The 11,756-nt window shown below is 31.2% G+C and carries 9 protein-coding genes and 1 pseudogene; 6 read left to right on the top strand and 4 right to left on the bottom strand.

Translation table 11 applies throughout. The features are described from left to right. Positions 1–12 precede the first annotated feature (12 nt). From ACMHJW_RS07970 to ACMHJW_RS07955, 4 genes are all read right to left on the bottom strand, one after another. Positions 13–450, bottom strand: a complete 438-nt coding sequence (locus ACMHJW_RS07970) for a hypothetical protein (protein ID WP_413532880.1) — start codon at positions 448–450, stop codon at positions 13–15. A gap of 151 nt (positions 451–601) precedes the next feature. After that, on the bottom strand, positions 602–1,483 hold the full coding sequence (locus ACMHJW_RS07965) for a tyrosine-protein phosphatase (RefSeq protein ID WP_413532879.1): 882 nt from the start codon (positions 1,481–1,483) through the stop codon (positions 602–604). A gap of 13 nt (positions 1,484–1,496) precedes the next feature. Continuing rightward, positions 1,497–2,204, bottom strand: a complete 708-nt coding sequence (locus ACMHJW_RS07960) for a class I SAM-dependent methyltransferase (RefSeq protein ID WP_413532878.1) — start codon at positions 2,202–2,204, stop codon at positions 1,497–1,499. A 39-nt stretch (positions 2,205–2,243) separates the two neighbouring features. After that, positions 2,244–3,218, bottom strand: a complete 975-nt coding sequence (locus ACMHJW_RS07955) for a YpdA family putative bacillithiol disulfide reductase (RefSeq protein ID WP_413532877.1) — start codon at positions 3,216–3,218, stop codon at positions 2,244–2,246. A 146-nt stretch (positions 3,219–3,364) separates the two neighbouring features. Between ACMHJW_RS07955 and ACMHJW_RS07950 the strand changes: the two genes are divergently transcribed. The 6 genes and pseudogenes from ACMHJW_RS07950 to ACMHJW_RS07925 all read left to right on the top strand — a co-directional run bounded on the left by ACMHJW_RS07950 (position 3,365) and on the right by ACMHJW_RS07925 (position 11,208). Further along, a complete protein-coding gene (locus tag ACMHJW_RS07950; protein ID WP_413532876.1) occupies positions 3,365–3,958 on the top strand; it encodes a TetR/AcrR family transcriptional regulator in 594 nt (197 codons plus the stop codon). Next, positions 3,959–5,272 (top strand): TolC family protein, encoded by a 1,314-nt coding sequence (locus tag ACMHJW_RS07945; protein ID WP_413532875.1) that lies wholly within the window; start codon positions 3,959–3,961, stop codon positions 5,270–5,272. It begins immediately after the preceding gene. A gap of 13 nt (positions 5,273–5,285) precedes the next feature. Next, positions 5,286–6,356: an efflux RND transporter periplasmic adaptor subunit gene (locus ACMHJW_RS07940; RefSeq protein ID WP_413532874.1), complete on the top strand. Its 1,071-nt coding sequence runs from the start codon at positions 5,286–5,288 to the stop codon at positions 6,354–6,356. A gap of 12 nt (positions 6,357–6,368) precedes the next feature. Continuing rightward, positions 6,369–9,546, top strand: a pseudogene (locus ACMHJW_RS07935) (efflux RND transporter permease subunit). A 320-nt stretch (positions 9,547–9,866) separates the two neighbouring features. Next, positions 9,867–10,688 carry a hypothetical protein gene (locus ACMHJW_RS07930; protein WP_413532873.1) on the top strand — a complete coding sequence of 274 codons (822 nt, stop codon included), beginning with the start codon at positions 9,867–9,869 and terminating at the stop codon, positions 10,686–10,688. Positions 10,689–10,902: 214 nt separating this feature from the next. Next, a complete protein-coding gene (locus tag ACMHJW_RS07925; protein ID WP_413532872.1) occupies positions 10,903–11,208 on the top strand; it encodes a cupin domain-containing protein in 306 nt (101 codons plus the stop codon). Positions 11,209–11,756 lie beyond the last annotated feature (548 nt).

Genomic DNA, 11,756 nt, shown 5'->3' with positions numbered 1-11,756 from the left:
GATTATTTAGTTTTACCAATAGCTTCCTACAAGAAATGTAAGTCGTATAAATGTAAATGATTGATTAGTTGTTAATGAAACTTCTTCTGCTAAATCTTCAAATTGTTGATCACCTAAAAATAGAGCAAACATTCCATCCTCAAAAGCTTGGGAAGCTGTTTCTTGTGCTTTTATTAAATTAACTTTGTTTTCATTGTAAATACTAGAAAAACTTGCTTTTCCCGATTCGATGAGAAGTGGTAAATAATTTTCTTTTGGAAGTTTTTGTACATCTTCATCTTCTTTTTCTACAGATTTTTGATTGTAGTTTTCAACTTGTTGTTGGACGATTAAATGAAGAAGTTCTTGAACAGAAACTGTATCTTTTTCTGTATCAATACTTAGTGGTTGTTCAGCTAGAATTGGATGTTTTTTACCCAATTGTTTCACATTAACGTGAATAGTTTTCATTTTTATTTGTGTTAGTTGATTGTTTTTAAAATTAATCAATATGACTTATTGTAAAGATTAAAGTTTTGCTAAAGTTAACTTGTTTTATAATAAAAAAACTCACTAATTCTGATGAACTAATGAGTTTTTAAAAAATATTTTGAGTAATTATTTACTTTTTATTGTACGTATACTTATTGATATAATCGTTTCTTTTTTCATCAGAAATATCCAAAACGATTTTCATATAATTCTCAAATGAACCATATTTTTTATCAATTTCATTAAAAGCAGCTTTTAAATAATCTTCTTCTATCCAACTTAATTTTTCCAAAACTTTTATATCTGCCTTCGGAAATAAAAAATGCAAATGTTTGGCTTTGTTTAAACGTTTTTGCACAATAGGTTTTCTAAAATTATTGGATAAAAGATATTCTTGATAAATGGTTTCATCATCAAAATTTAATATTTTTAGGATAAATGCACTTATCATTCCTGTTCTGTCTTTTCCTGCTGTACAATGGTATAAAATAGGAGAATCTGTATCGAGAATTTCAGTGATAATTGTTTTTATCATTTCTGGATTTTCAATAGGATATTCTTGGTAAAACTTAATCATTCGATTGTATGCATCGGTTGAATTCACTTTACCTTTCAGCACTAATTTTCTGGCTTGATTTAATTGATCTTCTTTATCTGTAAAAGCAGGATAATGATTGTAAGTAATGTGAGGAAGAATTATATCTGGTTTTTTAGAAATTTCATCATCCGTTCTAAGATCTATAATATGTTGAATATTGAAATGATTTACTTTCTTTTTATCTTTTAATTTGTGAAGATTTGCACTACGATAAAACAAACTATCTTTCAGAATTCTACCATCTCGGTTTGTTAATTTTCCTAAAGTTCTGATGTTATTTACTTTCTTTAACTGAATTTCTTGCTTTGTAGATAATTCTGAAAATTCTACATTTTCAATTTTATAACTGCTACAAGAAAATAAGAAACTATTTAGAAAAATTATCAGAAGTCCTGTGATACATTTTGTTTTCATCGGTTTTAATTTTTTAGGTTAAAGTAATTTTTGCAAGATAAGAATCTTCTTCAGTTTTCACTTTCACACATTTTAGTTGATGATAATCGCAAGCGTTTTTCAAAGTTTCAAAATCCAAATACAACCATTGAATTGGTTCTTCTTGTTCTCCTTTGTAATGAACTGTAAAATCTAATTCGCCATAATAATTTCCATTGCTCGGAATCCATTTTCCGCCATCTTCATCTTCGTCAAACATATAAATAATGTCTGTTCCATCAATCAAAACTTGACCATTTTCTGTAAGAAGTTGTTTTATTTTATCTAAAAAAACATTGATTAAAACTAAATTCTGAAAAATTCCAGTTCCGTTCATTAGAAATAGAATAGTATCAGATTTTTCAGCATCATTTAATTCCAGAAAATTCTGAACTCTTGCATGCTTAATTCCTCTTAATAAACAAGTTTCGATCGCTTTTGGAGAAATGTCAATTGCTAAAACATCCAATCCTTTTTCTTGTAAATAAAGAGAATGAGATCCCGCTCCGCAACCAACATCCAAGATTTTTCCTTTAGACAAATCAAGTGCTTTTTTTTCCAAGCTTGGCATATTATCATAATCTCGAAAAAGATAATCGATAGGCATTACATCCAATTCAGAAATAGATGTTTCTGTATACAAATCTTCTGGCGAATGATTGGTTTGATAATCTAAAATTGCTTGTCCGAAAAGGTCTTTCATTTAATTTGTATTATTTTTTTGATTACTAAAATAGAATCTTTATTTATTATTTTTTGCTAAAATAGCGTCAACTATTTGCTTTGCATGTATACGTGAATTTTCTATAAACCAGATATTCGTCAACATTCCGCCACAAACAACACCTGCCAAATATAAACCATCTACATTTGTTTCCATTGTTTCGGGATTATAAGTTGGCGTTTTTAATTCATCATCGCTCAGTGTAATTCCACAATCTTGAATAAATTTAAAATTTGGATGATAACCTGTTAAGGCTAAAACAGTATCATTTTCAATCGAGATATTTCCTTCTGGAGTGTTGATATGAACTTCATTTTCGTCAATTGACGTAATAGTTGAGTTGAAATATGCTTTAATGCTTCCTTCCGCAATTCGGTTTTCAATATCAGGACGAACCCAATATTTCAGTCGATGTGTAAAACCATCTCCACGAATCACCATTGTTACATTTGCACCTTTTCGGTAACATTCTAAAGCAGCATCAACAGAAGAATTATTTGCACCAACAACTACGACATTCTGAAAAGAAAAAGGATGAGCTTCCTTATAATAATGATGAACTTTTGGTAAATTTTCACCTTTAATATTCATCAAATTCGGAATATCATAAAAACCAGTTGCAAGAACTACGTTTTTAGATGTATAATTATTCTTGTTTGTTTTAACTTCAAAATGATTGGTTTCAATTTTATTGATTGCTAAAACTTCTTCATATAGATGAAGATTAAATTTAAAATATTTGTGAATGTTGCGGTAATATTCTAAAGCTTCTTGTCTACCAGGTTTTGGCGCAATACAATTAAAAGGAATTTCTCCGATTTCTAATCGTTCAGCAGTCGAAAAAAATGTCATATACAACGGATAATTGTATAAACTATTTGTCAAAGCACCTTTTTCTAAAATGATGTACGAAAGATTGTTTTTTTTGGCTTCTATTGCACAAGCCAAACCAATTGGGCCAGCGCCTACAATTATCAAATCATATTCTTCCATTAAGCAAATTTAAGGATAATTAGTTCTGTAATCTTTATGATTTTTTTTAAATTTTTTATAAAAATAAGATTTAACTATTTGGATTAACAAAAAATATTAATAATTTTGTTTGACAATTTTGTTAAAAATAAAAAAAGCACATAAATATGAAAGATGATACTGAAGAATTAATTAAAGAAACAGCGAAAAGAATGTTTTTTACTGAAGGTAAATTCAATGCGACAATACAAGAAATCGCTGATGAAGCTAAAGTAAATAGAACATTGATTAATTATTATTTCAGATCACGAAATAATTTAATTGGAATTATTTATGAAGAAGCAACGCGAGTAAGTAATGAGAAATCGCGTGCAATTCTTGATAGAAATCGTGATATAAAAGAAATGATTGGAGAATTTATAGAAGATTCTATTGCTACATCCATTCAGTATCCTTATTTAGAAACTTATATTGTAACTGAGATGAATAAAAATAAAATAATGTGTTCTAAATTTTTGAATGAAGATTTGGATGAAGTTGTAAATGTTTTTTATGATCGATTAAAAGAAGAAATGAAAAAAGGTACGATTGAGACAATGGAACCCATCCAATTTTTATTAAATATGCTTTCCTTGATTAATTATCCTTTTGCGATTCGTCCACTTCTTCAATCAGATTTACAATTAAATGATGCTGATTTTAAACGAATTCTTTCAGATAGAAAGGAAATCATTCTCAATACACTTTTTAAAAATAAATAAATGAAAAGGTTTAAATCATTACTATCCTTAGTAATTGTAGGGTTTGTAAGCTTCGCAAATGCACAAGAAATAGTTGCATTGAAAGATGCTGTGAATTTTGCGTTAGAAAACAAAGCCGAAGCAAAACGTGCAGATTTGGCAATTAAAAAAGCGGAATATAAAATTGATGAAGCAAGAGCAGGAGCTTTACCTCAGGTTAGTGCAGATGCAGGAGTACAATATAGTCCTATATTGCAACAAATGGTTTTAAGTTTTGCTGGACAACAAATGAAAGGAGAAATGAGTAGACCTTGGGTTTCGAATATCGGCGTTAGTGTTTACCAAAATATTTTCGATCAACGTGTTTTCACAGGTTTGAAAGCAGCCAAATCTACTCGCGAATTTTATCAAATAAATGCAGATTTAACAGACGAACAAATTATAGAACGTGTTGCAAATGCTTATTATCAAGTTTTTATTCAGGAAGAGAAATTAAAAACAATAGAAAAAAGCTACGAGAACACCAATAAAGTTCAGAAAGTTATCAAAAGTTTAGTGGATAATGGCTTAGCGAAACCAATTGATTTAGATCGAATTATTGTACAATTAAATAATATTTCTTCTACAAAACAACAATTGATTAATGCAGTTGAAATCAATAAAAATGCCTTGAAATTTTATATGGGTTATCCAATCGAACAACCAATTCGTTTATCAGAAGGAACAATCACACCAACATTGGCATTATTAGAAGATCATATTGATGTCGAAAATAGAACAGAATTCAAAGTTCTAAACAAGCAAAAAGAATTGTTAGGTTTCGCAAAAGAAGCCGAAAAAGCAAATCTTTATCCAACGGTTGGTTTATCTGCCAATTATAGTTATGCAGGAATGGGCGACAAGTTTATCACTTCCAAAGATTATTTCTGGTCAGATTTAGCTTCGATTGGTTTAAGCGTAAAAGTTCCAATTTTTACAGGTGGATCTACAAAAGCAAAAATTAATCAAGCAGACATAGATTTGTTAGACATCGAAGAGCAAATGAACGATACTAAACTTGGATTGAGCTTGGAATATCAAAATGCAAAAGCACAAATAGAAAATACATTAAAAAGTGTTGACATTCAAGAAGAAAACGTAAAGTTAGCGGAGAAAGTTTTACAAAATACACAAAATAACTATCAACAAGGTTTAGCTAATTTAACAGAAATTTTAGATGCAGAAAATGCATTAACAGATGCAAGAAACAATTATTCAAATGCTTTATTAGAATACAAAATTGCAGAAATAGCATTAATCAAAGCAAAAGGAGACTTAAAAACATTAATTCAATAAAAGAATCGATTTTATGAAATCAGGAAAAACTTTACTTTATATACTAATTGCAGCCGTTTTGATTGGTGGAGCAATTTATATTATTAAAAATAATAAAGCAAAACAGGAAGAAGAGACTACAATTGTAAATGAAAGTAATAATGAGGTTGTGGTAAAAACAATCAAAGCCAATTTCGAAATTTTAAATACAGATTATATATCAAACGGAACATTTGCGCCATTTCAAGAAATTAGTTTTCCTTCAGAAATCTCTGGACGAATAGTTCGTGTTTTGGTCGACGAAGGTGATTATGTATCTGTTGGTCAAACGGTTGCAACAATAAAAAAAGATGCAATCGAAGTAGATGTTACACAAGCACAAAATAATCTTCAGAATGCTATTGTAGACAATCAACGTTACGAAAATGCATACAAAACAGGCGGTGTTACAAAACAACAATTAGATCATTCGCGCTTACAATTAAAAAATGCTAGAGCTGCAGTTTCAGCTCAAAACATTCGTGTAAGTGATACCAATGTAAAAGCAACAATCTCTGGTGTAATCAACAAAAGATACATAGAGCCAGGTTCTGTAGTTGGTCCAGGAACACAAATGTTTGATATTGTAAATGTTTCTAAATTAAAACTACAAGTTACCGTAACAGAAGAAGAAGTTGTCAACCTAAAAGTTGGACAAACAATAAAAGTTTTGGCAAGTGTTTTTCCTGATAAAGAATTTGCAGGAAGAATTTCTTTTATCGCACCTAAAGCAGATGCTTCGCTAAACTTTCCTGTAGAAATACAAGTTTCGAATGATTCTGGCTTAAAAGCTGGTATGTACGGTACAGCTGTTTTCTCAACAAAAGATGATGTGAATGCAGGCAAAAATGCGCTAGTAATTCCAGCAAATGCTTTTGTAAACGGAATTAGCTCAGGAGAAGTTTTCGTAATAGAAAAAGGCGTAGCAAAATTAACAAAAGTTGTAATCGGAAAAACGGTTGGGACAAATGTTCAAATCATTAGCGGAATCAACGAAGGAGCTGAGGTTGTTACAAGCGGACAAATTAACCTGAAAAATGGAACAAAAGTAAAAGTGGTTAAATAAGAGAAATGTTCTATGAAATTAGCTGAAATATCAATTAAACGACCGTCATTAATTATCGTATTATTTACGATTCTTATTTTAGGTGGTCTGTTTAGTTACAAACAAATGGGATACGAGTTAATCCCAAAATTCGAAACAAACGTTGTTACAATTTCTACTGTTTATCCAGGTGCTTCGCCAAACGAAGTAGAAAACTCTGTAACAAAGAAAATAGAAGATGCCGTTGCAGCATTAGAAAATGTAAAAAAAGTAGAATCAAAATCATACGAAAGTTTATCTGTCGTAATGGTAACGCTAAATGCAGGAGCAAATGCAGATTTAGCACTTAATGATGCGCAACGAAAAATCAATGCCATCGAAAAAGATTTACCAGACGATGTAGATCCGCCTTCATTAACAAAGTTCTCATTAAGCGATTTACCTATCATCACAGCAGGTGTTACTTCTGATAAATTGACAGAGAAAGATTTGTACGATTTGTTAGATAAATAAGATAGAACCTATTCTATCGCGTGTAAATGGTGTAGCGCAAGTTAATTTGATTGGAGGACAAGAACGTGAAATTCAAGTAAGTTTAGATCCTGTTAAGATAAAAGGTTACGGATTATCTGTGCCTCAAATTCAGCAACAAATTCTAACATCCAATTTAGATTTCCCTACAGGAAGTGTAAAAACGCGCGAAAATTCAACAATTATTCGTCTTTCTGGGAAATATAAATCAATCGAAGAGCTGAGCAATTTGGTAATTTCTTCTAGAAACGGAATACAAGTTCGTTTGTCAGAAGTAGCCTATGTGCAAGATTCGCAAAAAGAAGTCGAAAAAATAGCACGTGTTAATCAAAGTTCTGCAATCATTGTGCAAGTTGTAAAACAATCAGATGCCAATGCCGTTGCTGTTTCCGAATTAATGAGAGAAACAATCAAAAAAGTAGAATCAGATTATTCAAAAGAAGGACTTAAAATAAAAATTGTAAACGATACGTCCGACTTTACTTTGGCAGCTGCCGACCATGTTATTTTCGATTTAATCTTGGCTGTAATTTTAGTAGCAGTTGTTATGCTATTATTCTTACACAGTATTCGTAATGCTTTTATTGTCATGGTTTCTATTCCAGCATCGTTAATTGCAACTTTTATTGGGATGTACCTTATGGATTATACGCTAAACCTAATGTCATTACTTGGTTTATCTCTTGTAGTTGGTATTTTGGTCGATGATGCGATTGTTGTATTAGAGAATATTTATCGCCATATGGAAATGGGAAAATCCAGAATTAGAGCCTCTTACGATGGTGCTAAAGAAATCGGATTCACCGTTACAGCCATTACATTAGTTATCGTAGTTGTATTCTTGCCAATTGCAATGAGTACAGGATTAGTAGCAGACATCATTGCACAATTCTGTGTTACGGTGGTTATCGCAACTTTATTATCTCTGTTATCATCATTTACCATTGTACCTTGGTTATCATCTCGTTTCGGAAAACTAGAGCATATAACAGGTAAAAATGCTTTCGAAAAATTCATTCTTTGGTTCGAAAAACAACTTACAAAATTCACACACTCTATTTCAAATATGTTAGTGTGGTGTTTAAAATCAACAGGAAGAAGAATAGGAGTTTTTGTAGGAGTTTTTGTCCTTTTATTTGGAACGATAGGAATTCTAGTAGGAGGAAAATACATTGGTGGAGAGTTCTTCCCAAAAACAGATAAAGGAGAATTCTTAGTTCAAATGGAATTGCCGAAAGATGCTACAATCGAAGAATCAAACTTCGTTACTCAAAAAGCAGAACGTTTCTTACGTGGCAAAAAAGAAGTTGTAGACATGATTACAACTGTTGGTCAAAGTTCCGAAGGGTTTGGTGCAGCACAAGCAACAGCATACAAATCAGAGATAGACGTTATCCTTGTCGATAAATCAAAACGTCAAGACAATTCCTTTATTTATGCAGCAAAAGTAAAACGCGAATTAGAAAAAGAATTAGTTGGTGTAAAAGTGAAAACTGTTCCAGTTGGTTTAATAGGTGCAGAGCAAGCTCCAATTGCATTGGTGGTAACAGGATCAAACTTAGAAAGCGCAATGAAATTTGCCGAATTAGCAAAACATGAATTAGAACAAATCAATGGTTCTTCGGAAGTTAAGCTAACAACAGAAGCTGGTAATCCTGAAATTAATGTACAAGTAGATCGCGATAAAATGGCAGCTTTAGGTTTAAACTTACAAACAGTAGGTTTAACGATGCAAACAGCTTTCTCTGGAAATACAGACGGTAAATACCGCGCGGGTGAATACGAATATGATATTAATATTCAGTACAACGATTTTAATCGTTCGAATATCGATGATGTTCGTGGGCTTAATTTCATGAACGATAAAGGTGAGCAAATTCGTTTAGACCAATTTGCAACGGTTATGCAAAGTTCTGGACCAAGTTTCTTGGAACGCCGAGACAAAACACCATCTGTAACAGTTCAGGCGCAGTCGGTTGGTCGTACAACAGGAGATATTGTAACAGATTTCAAAGAAAGACTAAAACAAATTGACAATAAAAAACCAACAGGCGTTTCTTACGTTTGGGGTGGAGACGAAGAAAACCAATCCGAAGGTTTTGGTACATTAGGTTATGCATTAATTGCCGCAATTATCTTAGTTTATTTGGTAATGGTTGCCTTGTACAATTCGTTTGTTTATCCATTTGTGGTCTTGTTTTCTATTCCATTATCATTAATTGGGGTATTCGTGGTGCTAGCATTAACAAATAATTCGTTGAATATTTTTACTATTCTAGGTATGATTATGTTAATTGGATTGGTGTGTAAAAATGCCATTTTATTGGTCGACTTTACAAACCACCGAAAAGAAGCTGGCGAAAGTACTCACGATGCTTTAATTCAAGCCAATCACGCCCGTCTTCGTCCAATCTTAATGACAACAATTGCCATGGTTTTTGGTATGATACCAATTGCCTTAGCAAAAGGAGCAGGAGCAGAGATGAACAATGGTTTAGCATGGGTAATTATCGGAGGATTAGTCTCATCATTATTCCTTACATTAATCATTGTTCCAGTGGTTTATTCGTTATTCGATAGTGCAATTCATCGTTTTTCTAAAGGCGAAGAAATAGATTACGAAGCAGAAATGGTGGCAGATTATCAAGAAAGACAAATAAAAGAAGAATGGGAAGAGTAATTTTTAATTTAGATATTTAATTAAAACATAAAAAAAATCCTTATCAAGGTTCTAAACTTAGATAAGGATTTTTTGTTTTATGGATAACTACTTTTATTAGAAATAGGATTATTTTACCTTACCCGATTCCTCGGTTGATTACAAATAGGTGTGTTTTACTTTTCCCGATTCCTCGGTTGATTACAAACAGGGTTATTTTACCTTACCTGAGTTCTCGGTTGATTACAAAGAAATTTATTTTTTAACTATTTCTAGTGAGTTTAAGGAAGATTAAAACCATTATTTTTGAACTCAAAATATTAATTGAGACTTTCTAAAAAATGAGAAAACTATTTTTATTGCCCGCATTATTCATAATGTCAGCACTTTTTGCCCAAGAAGCAACCAATACGTTAGAAGGGGTTTTTAAGACAAAATCAAAAGACGAATTATACAATCCATTAAAATTTGATGGAAAAGGAAAAGTAACCATCGGCGATTTTGATGAGGTGGGATACGAATTTACCGAACGCAATGATTCGGTTATAATTTTTGTAGAGAAAACGGTTTTTATCTTCAAAAAGGAGAAAAATCAACTAAAAGGAATTTCAGATTGGGTGGATAAAAAAGTGTATAAATCAAATTTGAAATCGTTCGAAAATAAACCTCAGTCAGATCCTAAATTAGCTCAACGAGCAAATTGGATGGCTCAGAATTATGACATCAATTTTAAAAATAACGCATCCTATCTTTTCGAATTAGACGAAAATGCATTAGCTCAGAAATTAAAAGAAAACGAAGCTGCCAATGCAAAGCTTTGTAAAGATGGTTTTGACGAAAGTTGTAAAATAGTTTTTGCTTACAAATTCGCTGAACAATCTGGCGGTGTTTTCGAAACATTGAATGCAGCAGACGAAGTAAAACTAAAACCTAATAAAGAGTTGCAACAATTGGCACAACGTGTGATAGATTTGGGTAATCCAGACGGATATGGACTTTTCTATACGTATTATTATTTTACGGGAGAAAAAGAGAAAGCCGAACAATTTTTGCAAAAAGGATTAGATCTTGGTTCTGCTTATTGCAACGAGATTTCTTTAAATTCAGCATTAAGTGAATTTGGAGAAGGTATAGAATCAGAAATAGAAGAATCGGAAGATTAATTCTAATTAAAATTTATTAAATAGAAAAAGCTCAACATTTGTTGAGCTTTTTATTTGTTCAAAATCTCTTATTAAAGAGGTTATTCATGACGTTATATGCTTGAAGAATAGATTAAGTATAAATTATTTATACTTATTCTAAATAATTTATAAATTTGTTTAGAAGAAGATTAAGACTATGATGATCAATTAATAACTTATAAAAACTAAACAAATGGAAATCAATAAAGTTAACCTTCAATCTCAACTCGATACGATCAAAGACTTTTGGAATTTGAAAGAAATAGCAAAAGTGAATAATCATTCCGTTAAAATTTTTAAGCTCAATGGTGATTTAGAGATGCATAAGCATGATAATGGCGATAAATTATTGTTGATCATAGATGGAACAATGTATGTTGAATTTCTAGACAGAACCGAAGAAGTAAAAACGGGCGAATTTATAGTGATTCCGAGTGGAGTTGAACATAAGCCGTTCACAAAAGAGGAGGCAAGTGCTATAATGTTTGAACTCTTATAAAAGTATATAGTTATAAATCATGTTCTATAATCAATAGAATCCTTTCTTTTATTTACAATTAGGTATATTTCTTATTTTGTCGTCTATTTTTTCCAAAGACAAAATAGTCAATTTCTTCGGGGTTTGTTCGAGTGTCCTTCGACAATGGTTCGAGAAAAAGTATGTTTTGTCGAACAGTAGTCGAACAACGGTCGAAGGATTGTCGAAGAACTAGATTGGAAAAAGTATTTTTTGTTATTTATATTTTTTTGCGTGAGACAATATAATTTGACTTTTTTTTAGAGAACAAATTATTAAAAATGCTCCCTCATAATATTGCTTATAGAATATGATCAGTTAAGTGTTTGGAATAATTCCATACTTATTATACTTTTATACAATGTATAAATATTTCTAAAAACAGGTTTGATTAATTAAATAAAGCATTGATAAAATAATTTAAAGAGATAATAAAGACGTATAATTGATCCTTTCTTCAGAAAACATCTCCCACTTTGAAGAGCATTTTCGCTTTAAAAAGGCTTATAAAAGGACTCGAACAAAAAAAG

The sequence above is a fragment of the Empedobacter brevis genome (assembly GCF_965118635.1).
Classification (GTDB): domain Bacteria; phylum Bacteroidota; class Bacteroidia; order Flavobacteriales; family Weeksellaceae; genus Empedobacter; species Empedobacter brevis_A.
The sequence above is the reverse complement of the archived record's forward strand: the minus strand, read 5'-3'. Positions and strand labels throughout refer to the sequence as shown.

Excerpts from the sequence above, each read along its gene's own strand:
- ACMHJW_RS07970 (WP_413532880.1), bottom strand. The coding sequence starts at position 450 with ATGAAAACTATTCACGTTAATGTGAAACAATTGGGTAAAAAACATCCA.
- ACMHJW_RS07960 (WP_413532878.1), bottom strand. The coding sequence starts at position 2,204 with ATGAAAGACCTTTTCGGACAAGCAATTTTAGATTATCAAACCAATCAT.
- ACMHJW_RS07950 (WP_413532876.1), top strand. The coding sequence starts at position 3,365 with ATGAAAGATGATACTGAAGAATTAATTAAAGAAACAGCGAAAAGAATG.
- ACMHJW_RS07955 (WP_413532877.1), bottom strand. The coding sequence starts at position 3,218 with ATGGAAGAATATGATTTGATAATTGTAGGCGCTGGCCCAATTGGTTTG.
- ACMHJW_RS07965 (WP_413532879.1), bottom strand. The coding sequence starts at position 1,483 with ATGAAAACAAAATGTATCACAGGACTTCTGATAATTTTTCTAAATAGT.
- ACMHJW_RS07930 (WP_413532873.1), top strand. The coding sequence starts at position 9,867 with ATGAGAAAACTATTTTTATTGCCCGCATTATTCATAATGTCAGCACTT.
- ACMHJW_RS07925 (WP_413532872.1), top strand. The coding sequence starts at position 10,903 with ATGGAAATCAATAAAGTTAACCTTCAATCTCAACTCGATACGATCAAA.
- ACMHJW_RS07945 (WP_413532875.1), top strand. The coding sequence starts at position 3,959 with ATGAAAAGGTTTAAATCATTACTATCCTTAGTAATTGTAGGGTTTGTA.
- ACMHJW_RS07940 (WP_413532874.1), top strand. The coding sequence starts at position 5,286 with ATGAAATCAGGAAAAACTTTACTTTATATACTAATTGCAGCCGTTTTG.